The sequence below is a fragment of the Acinetobacter sp. FY683 genome (assembly GCF_059515885.1).
Window position 1 is genome coordinate 94,731 of record NZ_JCAKNA010000003.1, and the last position, 25,711, is coordinate 120,441.

General features: G+C 36.3%; 28 protein-coding genes. 9 read left to right on the forward strand and 19 right to left on the reverse strand.

All coding sequences use genetic code 11. The features are described 5' to 3' along the window. Positions 1-14: 14 nt before the first annotated feature. The 5 genes from AC5YDH_RS02415 to AC5YDH_RS02435 all read right to left on the reverse strand — a co-directional run bounded on the left by AC5YDH_RS02415 (position 15) and on the right by AC5YDH_RS02435 (position 5,315). Complete coding sequence (locus AC5YDH_RS02415; protein ID WP_496116692.1) at positions 15-1,517, reverse strand: tripartite tricarboxylate transporter permease; 1,503 nt, start codon at positions 1,515-1,517, stop codon at positions 15-17. Positions 1,518-1,528: 11 nt separating this feature from the next. Beyond that, positions 1,529-1,981, reverse strand: a complete 453-nt coding sequence (locus AC5YDH_RS02420; protein WP_496116693.1) for a tripartite tricarboxylate transporter TctB family protein — start codon at positions 1,979-1,981, stop codon at positions 1,529-1,531. A gap of 78 nt (positions 1,982-2,059) precedes the next feature. After that, a complete protein-coding gene (locus AC5YDH_RS02425) occupies positions 2,060-3,058 on the reverse strand; it encodes a tripartite tricarboxylate transporter substrate binding protein (RefSeq protein WP_496116694.1) in 999 nt (332 codons plus the stop codon). A 646-nt stretch (positions 3,059-3,704) separates the two neighbouring features. Further along, positions 3,705-4,457, reverse strand: a complete 753-nt coding sequence (locus AC5YDH_RS02430) for a nitroreductase family protein (protein ID WP_496116695.1) — start codon at positions 4,455-4,457, stop codon at positions 3,705-3,707. 57 nt (positions 4,458-4,514) lie between these two features. Next, positions 4,515-5,315: an enoyl-CoA hydratase gene (locus tag AC5YDH_RS02435; protein ID WP_496116696.1), complete on the reverse strand. Its 801-nt coding sequence runs from the start codon at positions 5,313-5,315 to the stop codon at positions 4,515-4,517. A gap of 100 nt (positions 5,316-5,415) precedes the next feature. On the opposite strand from AC5YDH_RS02435, the gene AC5YDH_RS02440 reads away from it, so the two are divergent. Further along, complete coding sequence (locus AC5YDH_RS02440) at positions 5,416-5,988, forward strand: nicotinate-nicotinamide nucleotide adenylyltransferase (RefSeq protein ID WP_496116697.1); 573 nt, start codon at positions 5,416-5,418, stop codon at positions 5,986-5,988. A 26-nt stretch (positions 5,989-6,014) separates the two neighbouring features. On the opposite strand, the gene AC5YDH_RS02445 is transcribed toward AC5YDH_RS02440, so the two are convergent. After that, positions 6,015-6,926 carry a LysR family transcriptional regulator ArgP gene (locus tag AC5YDH_RS02445; RefSeq protein WP_496116698.1) on the reverse strand — a complete coding sequence of 304 codons (912 nt, stop codon included), beginning with the start codon at positions 6,924-6,926 and terminating at the stop codon, positions 6,015-6,017. A 107-nt stretch (positions 6,927-7,033) separates the two neighbouring features. Here AC5YDH_RS02445 and AC5YDH_RS02450 point away from each other — a divergent pair, with 107 nt between their 5' ends. After that, positions 7,034-7,633, forward strand: a complete 600-nt coding sequence (locus tag AC5YDH_RS02450) for a LysE/ArgO family amino acid transporter (protein ID WP_496116699.1) — start codon at positions 7,034-7,036, stop codon at positions 7,631-7,633. Positions 7,634-7,681: 48 nt separating this feature from the next. On the opposite strand, the gene AC5YDH_RS02455 is transcribed toward AC5YDH_RS02450, so the two are convergent. The 5 genes from AC5YDH_RS02455 to dapD all read right to left on the reverse strand — a co-directional run bounded on the left by AC5YDH_RS02455 (position 7,682) and on the right by dapD (position 11,077). Beyond that, positions 7,682-8,140: a peroxiredoxin gene (locus AC5YDH_RS02455; protein WP_496116700.1), complete on the reverse strand. Its 459-nt coding sequence runs from the start codon at positions 8,138-8,140 to the stop codon at positions 7,682-7,684. Between the two features lie 150 nt (positions 8,141-8,290). Continuing rightward, complete coding sequence (locus AC5YDH_RS02460) at positions 8,291-8,686, reverse strand: hypothetical protein (RefSeq protein WP_496116701.1); 396 nt, start codon at positions 8,684-8,686, stop codon at positions 8,291-8,293. A 17-nt stretch (positions 8,687-8,703) separates the two neighbouring features. Then, positions 8,704-9,375, reverse strand: a complete 672-nt coding sequence (queC, locus tag AC5YDH_RS02465) for a 7-cyano-7-deazaguanine synthase QueC (RefSeq protein ID WP_496116702.1) — start codon at positions 9,373-9,375, stop codon at positions 8,704-8,706. A 56-nt stretch (positions 9,376-9,431) separates the two neighbouring features. Continuing rightward, positions 9,432-10,142: a 7-carboxy-7-deazaguanine synthase QueE gene (gene queE, locus AC5YDH_RS02470; protein WP_496116703.1), complete on the reverse strand. Its 711-nt coding sequence runs from the start codon at positions 10,140-10,142 to the stop codon at positions 9,432-9,434. 113 nt (positions 10,143-10,255) lie between these two features. After that, a complete protein-coding gene (gene dapD, locus AC5YDH_RS02475; protein ID WP_496116704.1) occupies positions 10,256-11,077 on the reverse strand; it encodes a 2,3,4,5-tetrahydropyridine-2,6-dicarboxylate N-succinyltransferase in 822 nt (273 codons plus the stop codon). A gap of 305 nt (positions 11,078-11,382) precedes the next feature. Here dapD and carO point away from each other — a divergent pair, with 305 nt between their 5' ends. Further along, on the forward strand, positions 11,383-12,129 hold the full coding sequence (carO, locus tag AC5YDH_RS02480) for an ornithine uptake porin CarO (protein WP_496116705.1): 747 nt from the start codon (positions 11,383-11,385) through the stop codon (positions 12,127-12,129). A 78-nt stretch (positions 12,130-12,207) separates the two neighbouring features. On the opposite strand, the gene AC5YDH_RS02485 is transcribed toward carO, so the two are convergent. The 7 genes from AC5YDH_RS02485 to AC5YDH_RS02515 form a co-directional block, all read right to left on the reverse strand. Next, entirely contained in the window at positions 12,208-13,131 is a 924-nt protein-coding gene (locus AC5YDH_RS02485) for a CysB family HTH-type transcriptional regulator (protein ID WP_496116706.1), read from the reverse strand. A gap of 49 nt (positions 13,132-13,180) precedes the next feature. Next, positions 13,181-14,242, reverse strand: a complete 1,062-nt coding sequence (locus AC5YDH_RS02490) for a sulfate/molybdate ABC transporter ATP-binding protein (protein WP_496116707.1) — start codon at positions 14,240-14,242, stop codon at positions 13,181-13,183. Between the two features lie 11 nt (positions 14,243-14,253). Beyond that, positions 14,254-15,138, reverse strand: a complete 885-nt coding sequence (gene cysW, locus AC5YDH_RS02495) for a sulfate ABC transporter permease subunit CysW (protein ID WP_496116708.1) — start codon at positions 15,136-15,138, stop codon at positions 14,254-14,256. Then, positions 15,135-15,968, reverse strand: coding sequence for a sulfate ABC transporter permease subunit CysT (gene cysT / locus AC5YDH_RS02500; protein ID WP_496116709.1), 834 nt, complete (start codon positions 15,966-15,968; stop codon positions 15,135-15,137). Before cysT ends, cysW begins: the two co-directional genes overlap by 4 nt. An 80-nt stretch (positions 15,969-16,048) precedes the next feature. Then, positions 16,049-16,657, reverse strand: coding sequence for an alpha/beta hydrolase (locus AC5YDH_RS02505; protein ID WP_496116710.1), 609 nt, complete (start codon positions 16,655-16,657; stop codon positions 16,049-16,051). Between the two features lie 24 nt (positions 16,658-16,681). Continuing rightward, positions 16,682-17,695, reverse strand: a complete 1,014-nt coding sequence (locus tag AC5YDH_RS02510; RefSeq protein ID WP_496116711.1) for a sulfate ABC transporter substrate-binding protein — start codon at positions 17,693-17,695, stop codon at positions 16,682-16,684. A gap of 181 nt (positions 17,696-17,876) precedes the next feature. Continuing rightward, entirely contained in the window at positions 17,877-18,887 is a 1,011-nt protein-coding gene (locus AC5YDH_RS02515) for a sulfate ABC transporter substrate-binding protein (RefSeq protein WP_496116712.1), read from the reverse strand. 166 nt (positions 18,888-19,053) lie between these two features. Here AC5YDH_RS02515 and pabC point away from each other — a divergent pair, with 166 nt between their 5' ends. The 6 genes from pabC (at position 19,054) to AC5YDH_RS02545 (ending at position 23,963) form a co-directional block, all read left to right on the forward strand. After that, positions 19,054-19,866 carry an aminodeoxychorismate lyase gene (gene pabC, locus AC5YDH_RS02520; RefSeq protein ID WP_496116713.1) on the forward strand — a complete coding sequence of 271 codons (813 nt, stop codon included), beginning with the start codon at positions 19,054-19,056 and terminating at the stop codon, positions 19,864-19,866. Position 19,867: 1 nt separating this feature from the next. Further along, positions 19,868-20,923, forward strand: coding sequence for an endolytic transglycosylase MltG (mltG, locus tag AC5YDH_RS02525; RefSeq protein ID WP_496116714.1), 1,056 nt, complete (start codon positions 19,868-19,870; stop codon positions 20,921-20,923). 9 nt (positions 20,924-20,932) lie between these two features. Next, a complete protein-coding gene (tmk, locus tag AC5YDH_RS02530; RefSeq protein ID WP_496116715.1) occupies positions 20,933-21,538 on the forward strand; it encodes a dTMP kinase in 606 nt (201 codons plus the stop codon). A 73-nt stretch (positions 21,539-21,611) separates the two neighbouring features. Then, the gene (locus AC5YDH_RS02535; RefSeq protein ID WP_496116716.1) at positions 21,612-22,025 is read left to right on the forward strand and encodes a PaaI family thioesterase; all 414 of its coding nucleotides are present in this window, start codon (positions 21,612-21,614) and stop codon (positions 22,023-22,025) included. A gap of 90 nt (positions 22,026-22,115) precedes the next feature. Further along, complete coding sequence (locus AC5YDH_RS02540) at positions 22,116-23,084, forward strand: hypothetical protein (protein ID WP_496116717.1); 969 nt, start codon at positions 22,116-22,118, stop codon at positions 23,082-23,084. 12 nt (positions 23,085-23,096) lie between these two features. Next, the gene (locus AC5YDH_RS02545) at positions 23,097-23,963 is read left to right on the forward strand and encodes an arginase family protein (RefSeq protein WP_496116718.1); all 867 of its coding nucleotides are present in this window, start codon (positions 23,097-23,099) and stop codon (positions 23,961-23,963) included. Between the two features lie 69 nt (positions 23,964-24,032). On the opposite strand, the gene nadB is transcribed toward AC5YDH_RS02545, so the two are convergent. Further along, on the reverse strand, positions 24,033-25,667 hold the full coding sequence (nadB, locus tag AC5YDH_RS02550; RefSeq protein ID WP_496116719.1) for an L-aspartate oxidase: 1,635 nt from the start codon (positions 25,665-25,667) through the stop codon (positions 24,033-24,035). Between the last annotated feature and the right edge of the window lie 44 nt (positions 25,668-25,711).

Genomic DNA, 25,711 nt, shown 5'->3' on the forward strand with positions numbered 1-25,711 from the left:
ATACTCCTTATAAATTAAGCAGAAGTTGGATTGCGACGGTTACGGATATAACGGAATAATGGTAATACAACCATTAGCCCTGCAAGAATCCAAAGTACTTTAGTGATTGGACCATGAAATAAAATAGATAAATCACCATGAGAAATAGATAGTGCACGTCTTAAGCTAGATTCCATAAGCTCACCCAGTACATAACCTAAAATTAATGCGGAAAGTGGGAAATTCATTTTTCTTAATAAATAACCAAAAATGCCCAATACCACCATAAATACAAGATCAAATACGGTACTGTGAATTGCATATACACCAACAAAGCTTACTGTTGCAATTGCAGGAATAAGAATGTAATTCGGAATAGTGAGAAGCTTTGCAAAGAAGCCAACCATTGGAATATTCATGACCAATAGAATGACGTTACCAATGAAAAGCGATGCAATTAAGCCCCAAACAATAGTCGGTTGTTCCGTAAAAAGTTGTGGTCCTGGTGTAATGTTGTAAAGGGTTAATGCACCAAGCATTACCGCCGTTGTACCTGAGCCAGGGACACCTAAAGTTAACATTGGAACAAAGGAACCACATGCAGAAGCGTTATTTGCTGCTTCTGGTGCTGCAATACCTCGTAAGTCACCTTCACCAAACTGATTGTTTTTTCCTGCAAGTTTGCGTTCACTGGTATATGCCATAGCACTTGCAATTGTTGCACCTGCACCAGGTAAAATACCCACAATGAAACCTAAAAATGAAGAACGAATAATAGCGCCCAAAGAGAATATAAACTCTTTAAAGTTGAAGAGGGTACGTTTGCCTTGGTTTAAGGCTTTTTGTCCAAGTGTGGTTTGTTCAAGCATAATGAGAATTTCGCTGATACTGAAAAAACCAATCACAATAGTTGTAAATTGAATACCATCACTTAGGTTTACAGAGTCAAAGGTAAAACGATAAACACCTGTGACTGCATCCACACCAACAGTGGCTAAACCAAGACCAATTAAAGCGGCTATGCCTGTTTTTACAGGTTGGTCGCTAATAAGACCACTTAAGCAGGTCAATGCAAAGACCATTAGAACAAAATATTCGGCAGGACCAAATACAATTGCCCATTTTGCTAAAAGTGGCGCAAATAGAACAATACCTAAGGTAGCAACCATGCTTCCGATAAATGAACTAGCCGCAGATAAAGAGAGTGCAATTCCAGCTTTACCTTGTTTAGCAAGTGGATAACCATCTAAGGTAGACATAATGGCGGCAGCATCTCCAGGTACGTTAATGAGAATAGCTGAAATACGTCCACCATATTCACAACCTAAATACACGGCAGCAAGTAAAATTAGAGCACTTTCTGGTGGTAAACCTAATGCAAATGCAAAAGGTAAAAGTAGAGCAACACCGTTAATTGGTCCTAAACCTGGTAATAAACCGACAATGGTGCCAATGAAAGCACCAATTAAAGCAATTAATAAATTTTGTGGTTGTAAGGCAATTTCAAATCCGTGTGCAAGGTACGCTAAAGTATCCATTTATTGTTATCTCACTTGCTAAAGAAAAAGCCTAAAGGCAAAGGAACATCTAAACCATAGTCGAACATCAGGTAGCAAAACACGCTAAGTGAAATAGCACTAATGAGGGAAGCTTTAATATTTCCACCAAATAAAATACTAAGGGCAAAACACATAATGGTAGTTGCTAGAATGAAACCTAGAAATTCGAAGGTAAATGCATAAATAAAAAAGAAGAGAAGTGTTAAGCACACTTTTTTTAATATAAGAGGATTTAAAAAACCGACATCAACTTTGTCTGAGAGTTTTTTAGGTCTAAAAACCAAATAAATACAACTAATAATCAGAAGTGAAAGCAGAAGTAGTGGGTAGGGTCTTGGTCCAAGCGGATCGTATGCAATTGGAGCCACAAAACCCCATGCAATAAAGAGTAATCCAAAGCATGCAATACCGATACTGCCTATAAAAATCCTTTCAAAAAGCATGATGATATTTCCTTTTAATAATAAGAATAAGCTCATTAAAGCTTGAGCTTATTCTTCCTTTTTTGTTTTTAATTCTGACTACTTACCAATTAGATAGTATTCTTTTGATAATTCACGAAGTTGATTCGTTTGCTTGTACACATATTGAGTTAACTCATCACCAGTCAAAGTTAAAGGCAATAAGTCATATTGTTGACGAATTTGTTCAAATTTTTCATTTTTTGCCATAGCATCGAATGAAGATTTCCACCAGTTATATGCTTCGTCACTAACTTTAGGCCCCATGTAATAACCGCGAATTACAGGCCATTCAATATCAAAACCTTGTTCTTTTGCTGTTGGTATAGATGCTAAATTGCCTGGTAAGCGGTCTTTTGAAAATACGGCTAATACACGCATTTTACCTGCTTTCATGTGTGGAACAATTTCAGCAACGCCTGCACTTACAACTTGAATATGATCACCAAGTACAGCTGTTACAGCCTCACCACCGCCTTCAAGAGCAATGTAGGTCATATTTTTAGGGTCTATACCTGCAACTTTTGCGAGCATGGCAGTCTGCATCCAATCTTGACCACCAACACTACCACCCGCACCAAAGCTTACTGCTTGAGGATTCTTTTTCAATGCCTCAACAAGATCATTTAAATTTTTGTAAGGAGAGTCTGCTTTTACCGCAACCATACCGTAGTCTGTACCAATAACAGACAACCAGCGGACATCTTTTTCTGTATATTTGCCGAACTTACCTTGAGCGATATTGAGTAAAGATCCTGTCGAAAAAGCGACAATAGCATTGTCATTTGCAGGGTCGTTGGCAATAATTTTGTTATATGCAACTGCACCAACACCACCTGGCATGTATGTTACTCGCATAGGAGCTTCAAGAATGTCAGTTGCTTTTAAACCATTTTGAGCGAGCTTACAGGTCAGATCAAAGCCACCACCTGGTTTAGCTGGGGCAATACATTCAGGTCGTTTAGGTTCACCAGATGTAATTTTTTCTTTATTACAGCCTGCAAGACTAAGTCCAATTGTTAGCACTGAGCCTGTAATGAATAGTGATTTTTTAATCATTATTTTGATACTCCTTTATTTTAATATTCCATTAATTATTGAACTGATTTATTAAAAAATCTACAAAATCAAATTCTAATAATGAATTTATATTTACATTAAATTCATAAAATTTGCACACTTATATTTATTATAAATTGTTAATATCATTGGTTTTATAGTGTAGTGATTCGTCTGAATTTTAGGAGTAATAAGGGTTCTAAGAAAAAATAGATAAATATTGGAACAAAAATATTTGCTCTGTTTTTGATCAAATAAGTTTTTGTATCTTGTATAAAATTCTAAATAATAAAAATTCCACATCATTTCTTTTGAAGTATGTAAATGTTTAAAACGTGATAAAGGTTATAAGGATGTTTAAAAATAGTATTCAGAACCTCATAATTTTCTATCTAAATTTTATAATGATTATTTCCAAACTCAAGGGACAGGTAAAAGCTCAATGATTATTGGATAGTCTTCTACAGTCGCTTTTAATGTTTATAGCATGCAAAACCCAAAATATTGATTATGAGGTCGTGATGCTAATACAGGATCATTTATTTCATCTGTAAAAAGTTTGTCTTACGGCTCACAAGAAGCAAAAGCTTTTAAATAAATGAACCTAAATAGAAAAAGACCTATATTTAATATAGGTCTTTTTATTTTAAACTTTTTGAATAAATAGATTTCGATCAAAACGATACTGTGGGAAGAATACACCATCTTCAGCACGTTCACCTGCACCAATGACCATTACTGGGTATTGCTGATGGTTAAGTTTTAAAATTTTAGCGACTAAAGGCTCATCGAATCCTTCCATCATACAACTATCAAAGCCATAAGCACGAAGAGCTAATACAAGATTTTCACAAGCAAGTGCCGTAGTTTTTGTTGCCCAAAGTTTTGCATCATCTGTGCTGAATGCCGTAACTGGAAGTTGCTTATCTAGTGTACGTGCAACTTTGAAAGCTACTTTCTTAAAGTTACCTAGTGAATTAAAGTAACCTGTCTTATAGTTGTATGGAATGAACTTGTAATATTTTTGAACCATAGCAGGAACTTTCGGAAGTGGAAATTCCTTGATATTACGTTTTGCCATTTCATCAATTCGGTCTGTACGTGCTACGCATACAATGAGCTCGGAAGCAGTTTTTGCTGCTAATTGACCTAAACAAGCTTTGACGAGTTGTTTTTTCTTCTCAGGATTTTGAACAACATAGAATGTCCAAGGCTGTAAATTTGAAGAATTAGGTGCAAGTAAGGCTAAATCTAAACAGGCATCAAGCACATCTTCAGGAATAGCTTTTTCGGTAAATTTACGTACAGAACGACGGCTTTCAATAACTTTACGGAAGTTATTAATATCAATATCTTGAGGAGCAGGCTCGTAATAACGCTTTTTTTCAGAAGTGGTCATGTTTATTCTTCATAAGATGATGCACTTTAAATGAAAGTAAAAAGTGCATCATGGACTTTAGTTGAACTGTGTAAAATCGGGTTTACGTTTTTGCATAAATGCAGAAAGCGCCTCTTTCATTTCAGGTGAAGCAACACGCTTCATAAAGATTTCAGCTTCATGGTCAATACATTCTACAATTTCTGTTAAATTGTGCTTCATGAGTGCTTTCGTTTGACGTAAAGATGCTAAAGGTAAAGCAGCTAAATGCTGTGCTTGTTTTAAAGCCGTTGCATAAACATCATCTTCAATACTATTTACAATACCAGCACTTAAAGCTTTTTCGCTATTAAATTTTTGAGCAGTAAATAATAGTTCAGCAGCTTTATGATAACCCGCTTGTTGAATGAGCAATTTACTTGAAGCACCTTCAGGCGATAAGCCTAAGCTTACAAATGGAATTTGGAATAGGGCAGTGTTGTCACTATAAACAAGGTCTGCATGTAACAAAATAGTGACACCAATACCAATGGCAACACCACGAACTGCAGAAATTAACGGTTTAGAAAAACGAGCAGCTGATTTTAATACCACAAATGGAGGCGCATCACCTGCTTTAGTTTGTAGTGGTGTTTGAATAAACTTCATGAAATCTTGCATGTCATTACCCGCACTAAAGTCGGCATCTTGACCACGTAAAATCACAACACGAACACTGTTATCTAAATCTGCTTGATCTAAAGCTTCAGCAATTTTTAAATAGAGTTCACCATAAATTGCATTTTTTGCTTCAGGGCGATTGATTGCTAAAGTTAATACGCCATTTTCTAAAGATGCGTTTAAATGTTGATGAGGTTGTTGAATACAACTGAGTGTCATCGTACTATCCTTGCTTTAAACTTAATTTATTCTATGGTTCATTATGTCGCATATTTTTAATATGGACACAACTCATGAGTCATAAAAAGTCAGATCGGTTATGAATTATAAATTTGATTATCTCGTTTTTATTGGTCGTCTACAGCCATTTCATTTGGCACACATGAAAACCATTCAAATTGCTTTAGAGCAAAGTCAGTTTGTGGTTTTAGCATTAGGTTCGGCGCAACTTGAACGTAATATCAAAAATCCATTTTTAGCGACAGAACGTGAAAAAATGGTGCTCTCTAATTTTTCAGAAGATGATCAAAAACGGATTAAGTTTGTTCATGTTGTTGATGTGTATAACGATGAAAAATGGCAGAAACTTGTTAAATCTTTAGTCGCTGACGTTGTTGTACCTGAGGCTAAAATTGGTTTAATTGGACATTTCAAAGATGATTCATCTTACTATTTAAAATTTTTCCCTGAATGGGAAATGGTGGAGCTTGAAAGCCTTGAAGGCTCAATGTCTGCAACACCTATGCGTGAAGCATATTATGATGGTCATATTTTACGTGAAGCTTTTCCTGAAGGCTCAATCCAATTTCTAGAAAAATTCCAAAATACTGAAATTTATAAAAAACTACAGCAGAAATTTAAAGATCAAGATAAAACAAATATTGATCTTTAAGCATTTTCTTACTTATGTAGCCATCTTTAAGATGGCTCTTTTGTATTTTGAATAAATAGCTTATTCGTATGCTCAAGGATGATGGTTGTTAAGGTTTTTAAAGCATCGGACTGTTGTTTCCAGTGATGCCAATATAATTGAACATCAGTTTCTGCTTCAGGAATAAGAGGAATTAATTGACCATTTTTTAGTTCTTTACGAATTTGCATTTCGGGTACCATGCCATAGCCTAAACCTAGAATAATTGCATCCGCGAAAGCCGATGAAGATGGAACAAAGTAATAGGGGTAACTTTGCATATTTAATCCAAATAACTTCAAAATACAATCTGAATGAAGTTGATCTTTGTCTCCAAAAATAACCGCAGGAGCACGTCGAATACTTTCACGGTTAACACCATGTTGAAACCACGTATTTTTAAATTCAGGTGTCGCAACCATCAAATAACGCATTGCCCCTAGGTGATGTGTGACACAACCTTTCACGTGTAATTGTTCAGAACTAATACAGGCATTCACAATACCAGCTTCCATCAGCTGATGCGTTTGGGATTGATCATCAATACTTAATTGAAGTGCAATGCGTTCATGAATAAGCGTGGGTTGAAGTGTAGGGAGTAACCACGTTTCCAGTGAGTCTGCATTAGTCGCAATGTTTAATTTAAAAAAGGAAGATGTATCCGATTTTCCTTTGAGTTGTTGTAATAAATTTTGTTCCATTAAGCGTTGATGTTGCAAATGTTCCAAAAGTAATTGACCTGTTGATGTCACACGACAAGGGCGTTCACGCACAATGAGTGTATTACCTAAATCTTTTTCTAAACTTTGCACACGAAGTGTGACCGCAGAAGCAGTAATGTGTAAGCGAATTGCAGCTTGCTCAAAACTTCCTGTTTCTGCTACAGCAAGAAAGGCTTCGCAAGCTTTATGTGGAAGCATAGTTAATCCTAAAAAAAATTTAGTTATATTGATATTTTCTCAATAATACTTAATTTTTAAAAATTTACGACATAATTCCCCGCATATTTAAATGACGGTGATTTGAAATGCTACATACGGTACTTCAAGGCTTTTTAGTGAGTATTGGGCTGATTGTTGCAATTGGAGCACAGAATGCTTTTGTATTGAAACAAGGTTTAAAACAAGAACATGTTTTTTGGATTTGCTTGATTTGTGCAATATCCGATGCCATTTTAATTTTTGCAGGTGTATTTGGTTTTGGTCATATTGTACAAAGTCATACAGCTTGGGTGGATATTGCTAAATATTTAGGTGCGATGTTTTTATTTTTATATGGCTTACAGCATTTTTATCAAGCTTGGACAAAAAAACAAAGCTTAGAAGCAAATGGCAAAGATGAAGCAAGCTTGGTTAAAGTTTTACTGATTTGTTTAGCATTTACGTGGCTAAATCCACATGTATATTTAGATACAGTCATTTTAATAGGCGCAATTTCTACGCAAATTTCAGGGGATAAAGTTCATTTTGCGATAGGTGCAAGTTTAGCGTCTTTCATCTTCTTTTTTAGCTTGGGTTATGGTGCGAAATATTTACAACCATTGTTTAAAGATTATAGGGCTTGGAAAGTTTTAGATGTGGGTATTGGTTTCTTGATGTGGGGAATTGCGTATTCGTTAATTGCATAAAAAAGCAGGATGCTTTTGGGTATCCTGCTTTTAAACTTAACGATTTAATTAACCCTGAAGCGCTTTTAAATCTTCTAAAACTTGTTCAGCATGACCAGCTGCTTTTACTTTACGGTATTCCTTAACTAATTTACCGTTATGGAAAATGAACGTAGAGCGTTCAATGCCCATTACTTTTTTACCGTACATATTTTTTTCTTTAATCACATCAAAATGCTGGCAAAGCACTTCTTCTTTATCACTAATTAAATCAATTGTTAGGTTTTGCTTTTCTGTGAAGTTTTGATGCGCTTTTACAGAATCACGAGAAACACCAAAAATAGTGGTGTTTAAAGTATCAAATTGATCTTTTAAACAAGAAAAGCCAACCGCTTGAGTTGTACAACCTGGTGTTGAATCTTTAGGGTAGAAATAAACAATTAACCATTCTGTAGGAACTTCAGTTAAATTAATTTCACCTGACGTGGTCGGGAAAACTTGGTTGAGTAAACTTAATTCAGTAGACATATTAAAACTCTAAAAATTCTCAATTATGTAGATGATCATACTCAATGCGAGGAAAAATAGATAAGACTTTTCAATGATTTTTTGTTTTTTTAAGCCATGTGTTTATTCAATAAAAAAGCCACATGACGTGGCTTTTTTAACTTCAATAAATTATTTTTGTAATTTAGATAATTTTGCTTCTAAAGCAGTACCTAAACATGCTTTCACTTTAGGTTGCTCTGATTTTGCGAAACCTTGCATTGCAGTTGCAAAGCGTTTTTGGTCTTTCGCATTTTGAGCGCCTTGAAGTTCCCATTGAAGAGACTGTGGCATACGACCTTGAGATTCAACATTACATTTACAAAGTTTACTTACTTCATCTTTAGTAATTGCTTTTAAAGCACCAGCTTTAGTTTGCTCATCAACACAAACATTAATTAAACTTTGTTTAACATTATTACTTTTATAAGCTGCAGCCATTTTAGATTGATCGGCAGCAGCGAAAGATGCTACTGAAAAAAGAGTAGTCACAGCAGCTAGACTTGCAATAATAATTTTAGATTTCATTAGGTCAAAATACCCCTTTATACTGGAATGTAGCGTGTTGGATCTTCGACACCTGCTTCTACGAAACCTTGTTTACGTAAACGACAGCTATCACAAACACCACAAGCACGTCCTTGGTCATCTGCTTGGTAGCAAGACACGGTTTGACTATAGTCTACGCCATGCTCGAGACCTAAGCGAATAATATTTGCTTTAGATAATAGTAAAAGTGGAGTTTCAAATTTTAAAGGTTTACCTTCCACGCCAACTTTTGTAGCAAGGCGAGCCATGTTGGCAAATGCTTCAATAAATTCAGGTCGGCAATCAGGATAACCTGAATAATCTACTGCATTAATACCAATTACAATCGCTTCAGCACCAAAAACCTCAGCTGCAGCCAAAGCATAAGACAGGAAGATGGTATTACGTGCAGGTACATAAGTAACAGGAATACCTTCTTGTTCTTGCTCAGGAACTTCAATATTGTGATCTGTTAATGCAGAACCACCTAAATTACCTAAGTCGATATTAATAATGCGATGTTCTACACCTGAACGCTTAGCGAGTTCTTGTGCAGCAACTAACTCAGTCGTTGAACGTTGACCATACATAAAGCTTAGTGCTGTACATTCATAGCGAGCTTGAGCCCAAGCTAAACATGTAGTTGAATCTAAACCGCCAGACAACAATACAATCGCACGAGGGCGCATATTAAATCTCCAAAAATATAGAATAAATACTGAGATGCAGTTATAACAGCATCAAATTAACGACCAGTTTCATCATTCCAAAGCAACTTGTGTAATTGCAATTGGAAACGAACAGGGAGATGGTCGTCTAAAATCCATTGCGCTAAATCACGCGCAAGTTGAGGTAAACGAACGGCACCTTTTTCAACTGCAAATGCAGGCGAAAACCAAACAGTGCTTACTTTTTCATTCAGTTTGTATTGCTCAACTTGTTGTTTAGACCATTCATAATCTTCACGGTTACAAATCACAAATTTGATTTGGTCGTGTGCTGTTAAGTGGTCAAGATTTGAAAGCAAATTCCGTGCAACTTCACCTGAAGTTGGTGTTTTTAAATCTAAAACTTTTGAAATACGAGGGTCTACTTTAGAAACATCTAAAGCACCGCTTGTTTCCAAAGAAACTTCACAACCTAAATCTGCCAAACGCTGCATAAGAGGTAATGCATTGGGTTGAGCGAGCGGTTCACCACCCGTGACACAAATATAAGGTGTTTTAAAATCTAGTGTTGTTTGAATAATGTCATCTAATGATTGGCGTTCACCACCTTCAAAAGAATAAGTTGTATCGCAATAGGTACAGCGTAAAGGGCAACCCGTTAAGCGGATAAAAACCGTAGGTAAGCCAGCTGCATTTGCTTCACCTTGCAATGAATAAAAAATCTCCGTAATGCGTAAACCCGCAGACGGATCAGAAACAGGAATAGCGGAAGATCGGAGATTATTCATAACAAAATTAACCAAGGAAGATAGAACACTATAAAAATAAAAATCTCTACGATCATGGCTGACCGTAGAGACAAGGAACAATTAAAGTTCCGTAATCTATTTAATGAAGAAGATTAATCTTCACGTAATAAATCGTTCAAGCTTGTTTTTGCGCGAGTTTTCGCATCAACTTTTTTCACGATAATTGCAGCGTAAAGGCTGTAAGTACCGCATTTAGAAGGCAAGCTACCTGCAACAACTACAGAACCTGCTGGTACACGGCCGTAATGGATTTCGCCAGTTGCGCGGTCATAAATTTTAGTCGACTGACCAATAAATACGCCCATTGAAATTACAGAACCTTCTTCAACGATTACGCCTTCAACGATTTCAGAACGTGCACCGATGAAACAGTTATCTTCAATGATTGTTGGGTTTGCTTGAAGTGGCTCAAGAACACCACCAATACCAACACCACCAGACAAGTGAACATTTTTACCAATTTGAGCACATGAACCAACAGTTGCCCATGTATCTACCATTGTACCTTCATCTACGTAAGCACCAATGTTTACGTAAGAAGGCATTAAAATTACGCCTTTTGCTTGGAAAGAACCTTTACGAGCAACAGCAGGAGGTACTACACGTACACCAGCAGCTTTAAATTGTTCTTCAGTCCAGCCATTGAATTTAGTATCAACTTTGTCATAGAAGCGAAGATCACAAGCTTCCATTGGTTTGTTGTCATTCAATTTGAAAGATAACAATACCGCTTTTTTAATCCATTGATGAACAACCCATTCACCATCGATTTTTTCAGCTACACGTAATGAGCCGTTATCTAAGCCAGCAATAACTTCTTCTACTGCTGAGCGAATTTCAGTAGAGCAATCCGCTGCTGTGAAATTAGCACGGTCTTCAAACGCTTGTTCAATGATTGTTGAAAGCTGAGACATGATCTTCCTTCCAGAAAAAAATTTTTAACGATTTTACACTATATTGACTAAAAAAATGACTTAAAACCGAGTCTGCAATGAATTTATTCTTAAATATTTTGATTTTTTTAATCTTTTATAACTGAATGTGATCATATATTCTATCTTCCTTCATAATTGTACTAAATCTTATGAAAATGACGTAAAACAAAACAAAAATAAGCAAAACACGCTCAAAAAATTAGCGACTTTCAAACTATAGTGAATTCGTTGGTTATTTATACGATTCATGGCTTAAGGCAATGTCGCACTTAATGGAGTATGAAATGAAATATTTAAAAACAGCCTTAGTTGCATCTGTTTTAACAACAGCGACAGGTACGGTAATGGCTGAAGATGCTGTTATTAAAGATGGTTATATTTTTGAACAAAATCGATTAATCCCCACAGGTGTGCGTGCTGAAGTTGGTACAACGGGATACGGTGGTGCAATTCAATGGACTGCAAGTCCTTATGTCGGTTTATCGCTAGGTTATAATGGCGGTGATTTGTCATGGTCTGACGATATTAAAATTAATGGCTCTAAATATGATGTTGATATGAACAATAAAAATATCTATTTAAATGCGGAAATTCACCCTTGGGGTACAAGCAAAAATCGTTGGGCACAAGGACTATATGTTGCAGCAGGTGCAGCATATTTAAAAAATGATTATGACTTAGACCGCCGTGTAGATGGAGCACGTGGCTTTACAGTAAATAATACCGACTTTTTAGCAGGTGCTGAAGGTGTTCATATTAATGGTAAAATGAAATATGACAATGCACTTGCACCATATTTAGGTTTAGGTATTGCACCTAAGTTTGGCAAAAACTGGGGGGTATTTGGTGAAATTGGTGCTTACTACACAGGTAATCCTACTGTAACTTTACAAACTATTTCAGGTTCGGCAACCAATAATGCAGGAACAAGTTTAGATGCAGAGTTGGCAAAGGAAGCACATAAACTTGAAAATGATAATAAATATGCTTGGTTACCCGTTGGTAAAGTAGGTGTGAATTTCTACTGGTAATTTTATTTAACGTCTGAATTAAAAAAGAGGCTATTAATAGCCTCTTTTTTTTAATGTCTTAAATTTTAAGGATTAAAATTATTCTTCAGGATAAGCCATTTTCTTTAAGGCTTTAATATCCGTTTCTGGGGAGCATAAAGATACAAATTCGTAGCCATATCCACGAAGTAAATGTCCTTTACGAACGGCAATCCATGTCGTATTTATACCAAAAATATCTGTTGGAATTTGCTTTAAACGGTGGTCACGTTCAGCATCATACGCAACGTCATTTACAATACCCACGCCCATTCCAAGCTCAACATAAGTCTTAATTACATCGGCATCTAGTGCTGACATTACAATGTCAAAATCTGCACCAGATTCTTCAAATGCTTTATCAATTTTAGAACGACCCGTGAAACCACCGTGGTAGGTAATAATTGGGTATTCTGCTAAATCTGGAATGGTAATATTACTTTTACTTGCAAGCGGATGATTTTGTGGCGTAATAATACTATGTTGCCAATTGTAGAATGGCACACTTGCAAGGTTGCTTTCAGTTGTTAAAGACTCTGTTGCAATACCAATATCAGCTTCGCCTTGGAGCAACATTTCTGTAATTTCAACAGGGCTTGCTTGTTGTAAAATCAAGTGAACTTTAGGGAACTCTTTTTTGAATTTATTTACAATAGGCGGTAACACATAGCGTGCTTGTGTATGCGTGGTCGCAATGGTCAGCGTACCTTCATCGACTCTATTGAAATCATCTGCAAGACGTTTAATGTTATCTGCATCTACCAACATTCGTTCTACGATACCAAGTAAAGATTGACCAGGTTCTGTTAAGCCAAGTAAGCGTTTACCTTTACGAATAAAAAGTTGTACGCCTAATTCATCTTCTAAATCTTTAATGTGTTTACTTACACCAGATTGTGAAGTGTATAAAGCTGCAGAAGCCTCTGTAAGATTATAATTTTGTCTTACGGTTTCTCGTATGATTCGTAGTTGTTGGAAATTCATTATCTTTGTTCCCTTTTGGTGAGTGGGGAATTAACCCCACTCTAAAGTCTTAAGCGACTTGATTTTCAAATAAATGCAATGCCGTTGCACTTAACCAAACTGTTTGGTCAGGACGGAATTGGTGTAATTTTGCTTCATCAGACGTTAAGGTAATTTCAATTAAGTTGCCCTGACGATCTTGTAATTCTGCAATAACTTTACCTGCAATCCATACTTCACGTAAGAAAGTTGCTTGAATTGCATTGTCTTGCGGTTGAGCATGAATATGTAGCTCATCTGGACGAGCAAATGCAATTACACTGCCTTGTGGAGCATTTTGTAAACTTGCAAGTTGAACTCGATCTTCTCCAATTTGAATTACACCATTTTGATTGTGTCCTTCAAAACGGTTTGCTTGACCTAAAAAGTCGAATACAAATGGTGTTGCTGGTCTTTCGTAAACTTCACGAGGTGAACCAATTTGTTCAACATTACCTTTATTCATCACAATAATTTGGTCTGCCACTTCAAGCGCTTCTTCTTGGTCGTGCGTTACAAAAATAGAGGTAATGTGAAGCTCATCATGTAATGTACGTAACCAACGACGCAATTCTTTACGTACTTTTGCATCTAGTGCACCAAATGGTTCATCTAGTAAAAGTACACGTGGTTCAACAGCCAAAGCACGAGCAAGTGCAATACGTTGACGCTGACCACCTGAAAGTTGAGCAGGGTAACGGTCTGCCAAGAAACCAAGTTGGACTAAATCTAGAAGACGAGTAACACGCTTTTTAATTTCAGCTTCAGATGGGCGTGTTGCACGTGGACGTACACGTAAACCAAATGCAATGTTGTCAAATACAGTCATGTGGCGGAACAAAGCATAATGCTGGAATACAAAACCAACTTCACGTTCACGTACATGAACATTGGTTGCATCTTCACCTTCTAGAATAACTTGACCACCATCTGCAGATTCTAAGCCTGCAATAATACGAAGTAATGTTGTTTTACCACAGCCAGATGGACCAAGTAGGGCAACCAATTGACCATCTGGGAAATCTAAAGAGATGTTGTTAAGTGCATGGAATGCACCAAAGTGTTTTTCAATATTTTTAACTTGAATACTCATGAGGTCATTCCTTAAGCTTGTGCATCTTCATTGCGTTTGTCTTGTTTCTCTTGGCGAATCTCAACCCATGTTTTTAAAATGAGGGTCACAATTGCGAGTAATGCCAAAAGTGAAGACACAGCAAATGCAGCACTGAATGTATATTCGTTATATAGAATTTCTACGTGTAGTGGCAATGTATTGGTTTCACCGCGAATATGTCCTGAAACCACAGACACTGCGCCAAATTCACCCATTGCACGTGCATTACAAAGAATGACGCCATAGATTAAACCCCATTTAATATTAGGTAGGGTCACTTTCCAAAAGGTTTGCCAACCTGAAGCACCTAATACAATAGCAGCTTCTTCTTCCTCTGTACCTTGAGCTTCCATGAGAGGAATAAGTTCACGGGCAACAAAAGGAACAGTAACAAATACAGTTGCAAGAACAATGGCAGGAACGGCATATAAAATTTTAATGTCGTGATCCATGAGCCAAGTGCCCATCCATCCTTGTGTCCCAAAAATGAGAACAATCATTAAGCCTGCAATAACAGGAGATACCGAAAATGGCATGTCGATAATAGTGGTTAAAATAGATTTACCACGGAAGTGAAATTTCGCAACACACCAAGCAGCGGCTATACCAAATACAACGTTTAGTGGTACAGCAATTGCAGCGGTCAACAATGTTAATTTCACAGCAGATAAAGTATCTGGATTAATCAAAGCTTGAACATAAACGCTAACGCCTTGTTTAAATGCTTCTACAAATACCAAAACTAAAGGTAAAATTAAGCAACTCAAAAAGAAAATGAGTGCAATAGTTAGAAGCGTATAACGTACCCATGTCGGTTCACGTGTCGCATCACGAGATTGTAGTTTTTCAGCTAAAGCAAAACTATTTGTGTTCATCGAGCAGTTCTCCCTGTACGACGACTTGCCCACGCTTGTAATAGGTTAATTAAGAACAGAATTACAAATGACAGAAGTAGCATGACCACAGCAATGGTTGTTGCACCTGCATAATCATATTCTTCTAAGCGAGAAATAATCATGAGTGGAGCAATTTCAGTTTCAAATGGTTGGTTACCTGCAATGAAAATAACCGATCCATATTCACCGACACCACGTGCAAAAGCTAAAGCGAAGCCCGTAATTAATGCAGGCAATAAAATAGGTAAAATCACTTTAGTAATAATTTGGAAACGACTTGCCCCTAAAGCAGAAGCAGCTTCTTCAAGTTCGGTTTCTAAGTCGCTAAGTACAGGTTGAACTGTACGAACCACAAAAGGAATACCAATAAAAATAAGTGCAAGCGTAATACCTAAAGGGGTATAAGCGACTTGAATACCAAGTGGTTCAAGATATTGACCAATCCAACCTGTAGGTGCATAAAGTGATGTAAGCGCAATACCTGCAACAGCCGTTGGTAATGCAAATGGTAAATCGACTAAAGCATCTACAATACGTTTGCCGGGGAAGTTGTAACGAACTAAACACCAAGCCAGTAATAAGCCAAAAACAACATTAATAAAAGCAGCAATAACCGCTGCACTAAAGCTGAGTTGTAAAGACTTTAAAATACGCTCAGATGTTAAAATTTCCCATAAACCATCCCATCCAATGCCTAACGATTTAATAAAAACCGCAGAAAGTGGAATAAGTACAATTAATGATAAATACGCTAGGGTAAAGCCTAGAGAAAGACCAAATCCTGGCAGCACTCGGGATTGCTGCGACATGATTACTCCTCAAAAAGAGAGCACTGACTAAAATGAGTCAGTGAAATAAATAAATTGAAAACAAGCATAGTTTGCAAGTGTTAAATAGCAAATTTAAAAAAATACTTGCCTACATCAGAAATATTGATATGTTTTGATGGTTTATCTGAAAGTAGATAGCTTTCTAACTCAGGGAAAGAACCAAAACCAGATGCAACATTAATATGTCCAACTTGACCCAAATTAATTGGATTTAAGCCCCACGATTTTGCCAATTGCAAGGCATCTTGAAACTCTAACCACGGATCATTTTCACTAATGATTAAATGTGTTGGCACATGTATTTTTAACTGATGAAAATAAGCTTGATAGTCGTTATGGCTATTTCGAGCAAAACCAGCACTTCCAAAACGTGCAGGATTTGCAGGTGCAACTAAAACTAAATTTTTAACTTTGCTTTTCAGTTCAGGGTGCTGTGCTAATGCAGCAACAGTAGTTAGGCAACCAAAACTATGAGCAACAATTTGAATATCACCTTGAATAGGCGCTACAGTTTTAACAAATTCTGCGACCCAGTTTTTTAAAATGGGTAAATTCCAATTGGCTTGTTGAACACGAGAGCAAGAGGGCATGAGCTGTCTTTGTAATATAGATTGCCAGTGGTTGTATTCACTACCTCCAACCCCTGGAACAATTACGGTATGTGTCATGATCCTGCTCCTTTTTTCTGCTCGTTATTTAGCGCTGTTTGCTTTTACGATTTGGTCAAACACACCACCATTTTCAAAGTGTGCTTTTTGTACTTTATCCCAACCACCAAATTCTTGATCGATAGTCACTAGTTTGAGTGGTTTAAACGTATCTTTATATTTTGCTAATGTTGTTGCGTTACGTGGACGGTAAAAATTACGCGCAGCAATTTCTTGCCCAGCAGGTGAGTACAAGTAGTTTAAGTAACCTTTTGCTAAGTTTAAATTGCCTTTTTTAGCAGCATTTTTCTCTACAATAGCAACAGGTGGTTCAGCTAAAATTGAAAGCGATGGTGTGATAATTTCAAATTTACCAGGTTGTTCACGAATGGCTAAGTGTGCTTCGTTTTCCCAAGCGAGTAGTACATCGCCAATACCACGTTCTGCAAATGTAGTGGTTGAGCCACGTGCACCAGAATCGAGGACTTTGGTGTTTTTATAAATTTTACGAACAAATTCTTGAGCAGTTTGGTCGTTACCACCTTTTTGGTGCTTCGCCCAAGCCCAAGCTGCTAAATAATTCCAACGTGCACCACCTGACGTTTTAGGGTTTGGTGTAATAATTCCTACGTCAGGTTTAACTAAATCGCCCCAATCTTTAATGCCTTTTGGATTTCCTTTACGTACAAGAAATACGATTGTAGATGTATAAGGTGTTGAGTTTTGAGGAAGTTTCTGTTGCCAGTCGGATGGTAATAATTTTGCTTTTTCAGCAATAACATCAATATCGGCTGCAAGAGCAAGGGTTACAACATCGGCATCTAAACCATCAATCACAGCACGAGCCTGTTTACCAGAACCGCCATGTGACTGTTTAAAATTGATTTTTTGACCTGTACGGCTTTCCCAGTATTTACCAAATTGCTTGTTTACATCTTCATATAATTCACGAGTAGGATCATAAGAAACGTTTAAAAAGTCTTTAGCAGCAACCGTAAGCGATGTTGCAGAGATTAGAGCAGCTAAGACTCCAAGCTTTAATTTTGATGAAACACTCATGCCAACCTCAATATTTTAATGTTTTGAAACATGGATGCAGAATAGCGATTTTCTTTATGCAAAAAAAATAACAAAAAATGAATTTGATATGAAAAAAAACGATAAATGTATTAAATACAAAAAAACATTGATTCTGCGGACAAAACCAATGTTTTTAAAAGGGTTAAAATAGAGTGTAATTTTATTTTTTACTATTTTCTTTTACGATTTGGTCGAAAATACCACCATTGTCAAAGTGTTGTTTTTGTACTTTTGTCCAGCCACCAAACTCCTGATCAATCGTCACAAGTTTTAAGGGTTTAAATACAGTGTTGTATTTTGCAAGTACGCTGGCATTACGTGGGCGATAGAAGTTTTTTGCAGCAACTGTTTGCCCTGCAGGTGAATACAAATAGTTTAAATATGCTTTAGCAAGGTTTTCATTGCCATTTTTCTTCGCATTTTTCTCTACAATTGCCACGGGTGGCTCTGCTAAAATTGAAAGAGATGGTGTAATAATTTCAAACTTATCTGGTTGTTCACGAATTGCTAGATGAGCCTCATTTTCCCACGCAAGTAGTACATCACCAATACCACGTTCTGCAAATGTAGTTGTTGCACCGCGTGCACCCGAGTCGAGTACTTTGGTATTTTGATAAATTTTGCGTACAAATTCTTGAGCAGTTTTGTCGTTACCACCTTTTTGATGTTTAGCCCAAGCCCATGCTGCTAAATAGTTCCAGCGTGCGCCACCCGAAGTTTTAGGGTTTGGTGTAATGATGGCAACATCATTTTTAACTAAATCCCCCCAATCCTTAATTCCTTTAGGGTTGCCTTTACGAACCAAGAAAACAATAGTTGATGTGTAGGGTGTAGAGTTTTGTGGAAACTTCTTCTGCCAATCTTTTGCAACTAAACCCCGTTCTGCAATTTCATCAATATCTGCAGCAAGGGCAAGTGTAACTACATCGGCATCTAGACCATCAATAACAGCGCGTGCTTGTTTTCCAGAACCACCATGTGATTGCTTATAACGGATATCTTGACCTGTTTGTTTTTTCCAGTATGCACCAAACTCTTTGTTAAAATTATCGTATAGTTCACGTGTTGGATCATAAGATACGTTTAAAAAGTCTTTTGCAGAAACACTAAAAGCTGTTGCTGAAATAAGAGCTGTGAGAATCCCAAGTTTTAATTTATGAGTAATATTCATGTTTTGCCTCAAAGTATTATTTGAATAATTTGTTAAAGTCAGGCAAGAATAGCGGGAGTTTTTTTTCCAAAAAAATAATAAAAAACGAATTTGATGTGAATTTATGTGAATAAGAAATGAACTAATCATTTCTAAAATGTTTTAAGGCTCATAGGATATATGCTGTATGCAATGTTTTAAAAATGCTCAAAAAGTTTTGGATATCTCATTGTTAGACAGAGCATTCCATTATGGCGATGGTTGCTTTACGACAGGACGTATTCGTAATAATGAAATTGAATTAGCACAATTACATCAATCACGCCTAAAACTTGCTTGTGAAAAATTACTGTTAAATGTCAGTTTAGATTTAATTGATCAAAGCATTGATCAACTTAAACAAGAACATGGCGTGCTCAATGGCACTTTTAAAATTATTATTAGCCGAGGTGATGGACAGCGTGGATACAGTCTACCTGAACATGATGCAGAGCTTTGGTTTTACTTCTATCCTAAAGACGTTCAGGATTTTCAATATGAAGAAATTGAAGCAGGTGTTTTAACGCAATCTATAGGTATGCTTATGCCTAATTTGGTTGGAATTAAAAGCTTAAATCGAATAGAACAAGTCCTCTTAAAAAAAGAAGCAGATGATAAGAACTTGGCTGAAGCTTTAGTGACAGATATTCAAGGTGCTGTAGTTGAAGGGGTGAGTAGTAATTGTTTTGTGCGAATAAACAACACGTGGCTGACACCAGAACTTCGTTATAATGGTGTTCATGGTATTATGCGCGCAGAAATTCTTAAGCGCATGCAACAACAAGGCGTAGTTTGTGAGCAACGCCGTATAGATCAGAATGAAATACAAAACATTCAAAGTCTATTTTTTTGTAATGCCTTAAGTCCTATGAAAATAGTGGCAAAACTTAATTCTGAACAGTTAAATACACAAGCATGTATTGATTTATTTCATCATCTTCAATTGAACCAGATTCACTAATATGTCTAAACCGAAGCCAAAAGTTAAAAAGAAAACGAAAAAAACCTCATTAGTTTTTTCGCCTAAAGCTATTGTTATTACTGTACTTATTTGTGCGGTTGTAGTTGTAGGTGTACTTTGGAGCAGTTTGTTTAAGGATTATCCTGTAGAGACGTCTAAACAACGTCTTGTCATTAGTAATGGAGATACTTACTCAGGTTTTATTGATGGTTTGGCGCAAGAAAATAAAGTAAGTTTCCCTATAGTATTGAAGCTTTATCAAAAACTAATGATTCATGACACCTTAAAAGCAGGTGTTTATGAAGTTCGAAAAGGCATGAGTGTGCGTCAAGTATTGGATATGATTTCTAATATTGATAATGCTGACATGAATCGAGTTCAGGTGATTGAGGGTACAACTTTTAAAGATTTAATTAACTCTTTAAGAAAGAACCCTTTGGTGAAAAATGAAGTTAGCCACTTGTCTAATGCAGAAATTTTAAAAGCTTTAGATATTCCTTACGACCATCCTGAAGGTTTATTTGCTCCAGATACATATTTTTATGATAAAGGTGAGTCAGATAAAGCGATTTTATTAGACTTATATAAACGTCAAATGAAAGCTTTAGATGCTGCATGGGAACAGCGTGAGGAAAACTTACCGTATAAAGATAAATATGAAGTACTTACGATGGCTTCAATTATTGAAAAAGAAACAAATGTAGATAGCGAGCTTGCACAAGTTTCGGGTGTGTTTGAACGTCGTTTAAAACTTGGTATGCGACTACAAACAGATCCAACGGTAATTTATGGTATGGGTGATCGTTACAATGGCAATATTACACGTAATGATTTAAGAACCATGACACCTTACAATACTTATAGAATTAATGGTTTACCGCCAACACCAATTTCTTTACCAAGTAAGAAAGCAATTGAAGCAGTATTACATCCCGATAATTCTAATAATATTTACTTTGTGGCAACGGGTAATGGTGGGCACAAATTTACAAGTAATTTAGCAGACCATAATCGTGCGGTACAAGAATATCTGGCTGTCATCAGATCTAAAAAATAAGGAGTAAAGATGTTTATTAGTTTTGAAGGGACAGAAGGTGTTGGTAAAACAACCTTAATTCGTCGTATTTATGAGTATTTAGAACAACAGAATAAAGATGTTGTACTTACTCGTGAGCCAGGTGGAACGCCAATGGCAGAACAGATTCGTTCGCTATTGTTATCTGTAAATCATGACGAAAAAATGTGTAATGATACTGAACTGTTATTGATGTATGCAGCACGTGCGCAGCATTTAGATTTAGTTGTGATGCCTGCACTAAATGCAGGAAAGACAGTTCTTTGTGATCGTTTTACAGATGCAAGTTTTGCTTACCAATGTGCAGGTCGTGGTTTGAGCCAAGAGAAACTTGAGCTTTTAAATGCAAATTTTGTAACGCGTATGCCTGATTTTACTTTTTGGTTAGATGCACCCATTGAAATTGGGATGAATCGTGCTAGAGAGCGTGGAGCATTAGATCGTTTTGAACAAGAGAAAGTAACTTTCTTTGAGAAAGTAAGAGCTGGTTATGCCACATTGGCCGAGCGTTCTCCTGAGCGTATTAAGCGTTTAGATGCGACACAAACACCAGATCAGGTATTTGAACAAGCATTGGCTTATTTAAAATCTGCATAATTAAATTTTAATTTCACTATACTTTTTTAAATCCCTTATAGTAAAACGTCTATAAGGGATTTTTTTAATCAAAATGAAAAGTACTAAAACAGAAATTATTGAATTTTTAAAACGTGATTTTTCACAAAGCTTAGTCAATTGTGAGGTCGAAGAAGTTTTTTCTCAGGGATCACGCTTAATCTATAAGATAGATCAAGAACAATTAAGACCAGGTGGAACTGTTTCAGGGCCAACTATGATGGCACTTGCAGATTTAGCACTTTATGTCGCAATTTTAGGTGAAATAGGTATTGTTGCTTTGGCAGTTACAACTAATTTGAATATTAATTTTTTACGTAAGCCAGCAGGTAATCAAAACTTAAAAGGTGAGTGTAAATTAATAAAAGTAGGGAGGAGTTTAATTGTGGGTGAAGTTTGGATTTATTCTATAGGAATGAATGATCCTGTGGCTCATGTTACTGCAACGTATGCAATTCCTAAAAATTAGAAAACTAATTGTTCAAATTTTAAAATGGTGCTAAGTTGTTTATAAATAAAAATTTCTTTAATAAAAATTAAACATAGATGTGGGATAACTATGCAGGTAAGTGATCATGAGGTGGTAAAAGCTTTTCAAGATAAGGTTTATCCATTATCTGAAAAGTTAAAGGAAATGTTGAATGAACATTATAGCCATCAAACAGAAAGACGAGGGTGTGGATATACACAATCGACTCGTTTACTTGCCGAATATATTAATCAACCTAGATTAGAAAATGAGTTTATTGATTTAAAAATATTTAATGAATATTCATGGAAAAATTTAAAGAAAATTTTAGATTTGAAATCACTGTATCCAATAGGAATTTCAGGGTGGCGTAGCCTAGATTTGAATCCAAGCATTGATGTGTTTTTAAATGAAAATCCGCATGATGATGAGTTTGTTCGAAGCTTGAAAATAGAACGAGAGTTTCAAGCACATTTAAGGTCATTAGCTAATTTAATGCAATTTGAAGAAAGTAAAATTCTCTGTCAAATGTTAGTAGATGTTGTTTTGCCTCAAATTTCAGAACAGAGTCAGATTGTTGAATTACAGACTTTAGCAGAAAAACCTAAAGTTGGGTCTTGCCCTATGGCAGAGAATTTTTTTCTAAAAATTGCACATGGTTCGGTACTTCGGCAAGGGGAAATTAATATTATTGTTGATGATCAAGAGCGTCCGATTCTCATTGAAAAAATGAATATGGGAGATAACCATTCTTGTATCAGTTTACAAGCACTATTGATGAATGGTGTGCGTGTTCCCGCAGGTTCTTTGTTTTCAGTAGATTATGATATTAGTGAAATTGAAAATAAAAGAATAAATAAGCAATTTAAAGGGCATGTAGTGTCTTATAAAGAACTCAATGGCTTTTGGTTTCTAAGATTAACCACTTTAGCTATTTCACCTGAAAATAGAAAAAGAGCATTTTCAACACACTATAAGCAACAAGTTGCGAATGGGTTATATAGTCCTGGTACAACTGAACTGACTCAATTATTCAATATTGCACAAGCGCAAATATAAGGAGAAATAGCGATGCTTCAAGTTTGTTATTCTCCGCGTTATTTTGCAAAAACACATACAAATAGTATGGAAAAATTGACGGCTGTAGCACAAGCACTTTCTCAATTTGGTTATGTACAATTTCATGAACCACAACTTTTAGATCAAACCCTTTTTTATGATTTGCATGATGAAAAATATACAAATGCTGTTTTAACGGGTGAACCAACCAAACTTGCGACTATGGCAGGATTTAAGCCTTGGAATGAGCAATATAGAGATGCTGTTCTACATATTAACGCAGGGCAAATATTGGCTGCCGAATTAGCATTTGAACATGGTATTTCTGCAAATATTGCACAGGGATTTCATCATGCGACCTATGCTTATGGTGGGTCATTTTGTACATTCAATGGTTTAGCTTTGGTTGCAAAATATTTTTCAGACAAGAAAATATTTGTTTTAGATTGTGATCAGCATGTAGGGGATGGCACTACAGATTTTGCAGCAAAATTAGAAAATTTATTTAATTTTTCTATTCATGGTGATCCTTTAGGAATTACAGGTAATGCGCGTTCAGAGTCGAGAGTAATACATAAAAATAAAGGCAATTTTGCTCAATATACAATGGCAATTTATGAAGCGTTTCAAAAAGCGATAGATTGGAATGCTGATTTAATGATTTATCAAGCAGGTATGGATTGTCATCAAAATGATCCTTTTGGTTCACCTTGGCTGACAACAGAACTACTTGAAAAACGAGAAGAATTAGTTTTTAGTCTGGCGAAAAAACATAAAATTCCATTGCTATTTGTTTTGGCAGGTGGATATCAGGCTCTACCTGATTTAGTACCGTTACATCTCAAAACTTTTGAAATGGCATATATGATTTATTATTAAATTTTATTTCTTCTTATTAAGTAAATGGAAAAACTTCCTCTCCTAAATTAGAAGAGGAATGAATACATTTTATGAGTGAATGTTTTCGAGTGTAGTTTGGTTGCTATGTGGACTGAGCACCGTTTTTTGTAAGTGATCTGATTGTTTTGGATGATCTAGAGTGTAATGTAAACCACGAGATTCTTTGCGCTCTATTGCACATCGAACAATCATTTCAGAAACCAAAACTAAATTACGTAATTCAATCAGGTTTTTACTGACTTTGTAATCTTGATAATACTCATGAATTTCACTTTTGAGCATTTCAATACGGTGTAAAGCACGTTCTAAGCGCTTGTTGGTTCTTACAATGCCTACGTAATTCCACATTGTTTGGCGCAATTCATCCCAGTTTTGTAAAATGACGACATCTTCATCAGGATTGGTGACTTGAGAATCATCCCAAGCAGGAACATTAGGCGATTGATAGTTTTCCCTAAAACTCTCTTGAATATGCTGTGCAGCACTCATGCCATAAACAAAGCATTCTAAAAGTGAGTTACTTGCCATTCGGTTAGCACCATGTAAACCTGTATATGATGTTTCACCAATCGCATATAAACCTACAATATCTGTTTGGCTATGTTCATCTACCATTACACCACCACAGGTATAATGTGCTGCGGGTACAACAGGAATCATATCTTTGGTGATATCAATACCAAGTTCGAGTAAGCGTGCATAAAGCGTAGGAAAGTGTTCTTGAATAAAATCTTCAGATTTATGGGTGATGTCTAACCAAACGTGACGGATCCCCAAACGCTTAATTTCATAGTCTATGGTTCTTGCCACAATATCACGTGGAGCAAGTTCAGCTCGATCATCGAAACGTAACATAAAGCGTTCGCCATCAGGCAGGCGTAAATAAGCCCCTTCACCACGCATCGCTTCTGTAATTAAGAAGGAGCGAGCTTGAGGGTGGTATAAACATGTGGGATGAAATTGGTTAAATTCCATATTTGCCACACGGCAACCTGCTCGATACGCCATAGCAATACCATCACCTGTTGCAATATCAGGGTTGGATGTATGTAAATAGGCACGCATTGCACCGCCACAAGCTAATGCAGTAAATGGCGCTAAAAAGGTTTGAACTTGATCTGTAGTTTCATCTAAAACATATAAACCTAAAGCATGATTGTCTTCTGTTAGACCGAGCTTTTGTGATGTGATGATGTCTATAGCAATAAAATTTTCAAAAATTTGGATGTTTTCTTTTTCTTTTGCACGTTCAACAAGGGTGGTGGATATTGCTTTACCTGTCGCATCTGCGGCATGAATAATTCGACGTTGTGAATGCCCGCCTTCACGTGTTAAATGAAGCTGATTTTGATCATCTAACGTAAATTGAACACCTTGTTCTAATAGAAAATCAACAGAAGCTTGACCACCTTCTACCGTTTGTTGAACAGCATTTTTTTCACATAAAAATGAACCTGCAATCATTGTGTCATTTATGTGTTGTTCAATAGAGTCTGTTTGATCTAAAACAGCAGCAACGCCACCTTGAGCATAATAGGTGCTTGCATCGGTGAGTGATGATTTGGCTAAAACAGCAATTTTAAAATGATGTGGCAAAGATAATGCAAGTGTTAAACCTGCACCGCCACTCCCCACAATAATCACATCGAATTGATGAGAAATATCTAAATTAGTCATATCCATAAGCTAATTTTGAGAAAAGTTTGAATATCAGAACGCTTTTTATA

Excerpts from the sequence above, each read along its gene's own strand:
- AC5YDH_RS02540 (WP_496116717.1), top strand. The coding sequence starts at position 22,116 with ATGCAGGTAAGTGATCATGAGGTGGTAAAAGCTTTTCAAGATAAGGTT.
- AC5YDH_RS02415 (WP_496116692.1), bottom strand. The coding sequence starts at position 1,517 with ATGGATACTTTAGCGTACCTTGCACACGGATTTGAAATTGCCTTACAA.
- AC5YDH_RS02420 (WP_496116693.1), bottom strand. The coding sequence starts at position 1,981 with ATGCTTTTTGAAAGGATTTTTATAGGCAGTATCGGTATTGCATGCTTT.
- AC5YDH_RS02430 (WP_496116695.1), bottom strand. The coding sequence starts at position 4,457 with ATGACCACTTCTGAAAAAAAGCGTTATTACGAGCCTGCTCCTCAAGAT.
- AC5YDH_RS02545 (WP_496116718.1), top strand. The coding sequence starts at position 23,097 with ATGCTTCAAGTTTGTTATTCTCCGCGTTATTTTGCAAAAACACATACA.
- AC5YDH_RS02435 (WP_496116696.1), bottom strand. The coding sequence starts at position 5,315 with ATGACACTCAGTTGTATTCAACAACCTCATCAACATTTAAACGCATCT.
- queC (WP_496116702.1), bottom strand. The coding sequence starts at position 9,375 with ATGCGCCCTCGTGCGATTGTATTGTTGTCTGGCGGTTTAGATTCAACT.
- AC5YDH_RS02445 (WP_496116698.1), bottom strand. The coding sequence starts at position 6,926 with ATGCTTCCACATAAAGCTTGCGAAGCCTTTCTTGCTGTAGCAGAAACA.
- mltG (WP_496116714.1), top strand. The coding sequence starts at position 19,868 with ATGTCTAAACCGAAGCCAAAAGTTAAAAAGAAAACGAAAAAAACCTCA.
- pabC (WP_496116713.1), top strand. The coding sequence starts at position 19,054 with ATGCAATGTTTTAAAAATGCTCAAAAAGTTTTGGATATCTCATTGTTA.
- AC5YDH_RS02510 (WP_496116711.1), bottom strand. The coding sequence starts at position 17,695 with ATGAGTGTTTCATCAAAATTAAAGCTTGGAGTCTTAGCTGCTCTAATC.
- dapD (WP_496116704.1), bottom strand. The coding sequence starts at position 11,077 with ATGTCTCAGCTTTCAACAATCATTGAACAAGCGTTTGAAGACCGTGCT.
- cysW (WP_496116708.1), bottom strand. The coding sequence starts at position 15,138 with ATGAACACAAATAGTTTTGCTTTAGCTGAAAAACTACAATCTCGTGAT.
- AC5YDH_RS02505 (WP_496116710.1), bottom strand. The coding sequence starts at position 16,657 with ATGACACATACCGTAATTGTTCCAGGGGTTGGAGGTAGTGAATACAAC.
- AC5YDH_RS02515 (WP_496116712.1), bottom strand. The coding sequence starts at position 18,887 with ATGAATATTACTCATAAATTAAAACTTGGGATTCTCACAGCTCTTATT.
- cysT (WP_496116709.1), bottom strand. The coding sequence starts at position 15,968 with ATGTCGCAGCAATCCCGAGTGCTGCCAGGATTTGGTCTTTCTCTAGGC.
- AC5YDH_RS02455 (WP_496116700.1), bottom strand. The coding sequence starts at position 8,140 with ATGTCTACTGAATTAAGTTTACTCAACCAAGTTTTCCCGACCACGTCA.
- AC5YDH_RS02425 (WP_496116694.1), bottom strand. The coding sequence starts at position 3,058 with ATGATTAAAAAATCACTATTCATTACAGGCTCAGTGCTAACAATTGGA.
- queE (WP_496116703.1), bottom strand. The coding sequence starts at position 10,142 with ATGAATAATCTCCGATCTTCCGCTATTCCTGTTTCTGATCCGTCTGCG.
- AC5YDH_RS02460 (WP_496116701.1), bottom strand. The coding sequence starts at position 8,686 with ATGAAATCTAAAATTATTATTGCAAGTCTAGCTGCTGTGACTACTCTT.
- AC5YDH_RS02450 (WP_496116699.1), top strand. The coding sequence starts at position 7,034 with ATGCTACATACGGTACTTCAAGGCTTTTTAGTGAGTATTGGGCTGATT.
- AC5YDH_RS02440 (WP_496116697.1), top strand. The coding sequence starts at position 5,416 with ATGAATTATAAATTTGATTATCTCGTTTTTATTGGTCGTCTACAGCCA.
- nadB (WP_496116719.1), bottom strand. The coding sequence starts at position 25,667 with ATGGATATGACTAATTTAGATATTTCTCATCAATTCGATGTGATTATT.
- AC5YDH_RS02485 (WP_496116706.1), bottom strand. The coding sequence starts at position 13,131 with ATGAATTTCCAACAACTACGAATCATACGAGAAACCGTAAGACAAAAT.
- carO (WP_496116705.1), top strand. The coding sequence starts at position 11,383 with ATGAAATATTTAAAAACAGCCTTAGTTGCATCTGTTTTAACAACAGCG.
- tmk (WP_496116715.1), top strand. The coding sequence starts at position 20,933 with ATGTTTATTAGTTTTGAAGGGACAGAAGGTGTTGGTAAAACAACCTTA.
- AC5YDH_RS02490 (WP_496116707.1), bottom strand. The coding sequence starts at position 14,242 with ATGAGTATTCAAGTTAAAAATATTGAAAAACACTTTGGTGCATTCCAT.
- AC5YDH_RS02535 (WP_496116716.1), top strand. The coding sequence starts at position 21,612 with ATGAAAAGTACTAAAACAGAAATTATTGAATTTTTAAAACGTGATTTT.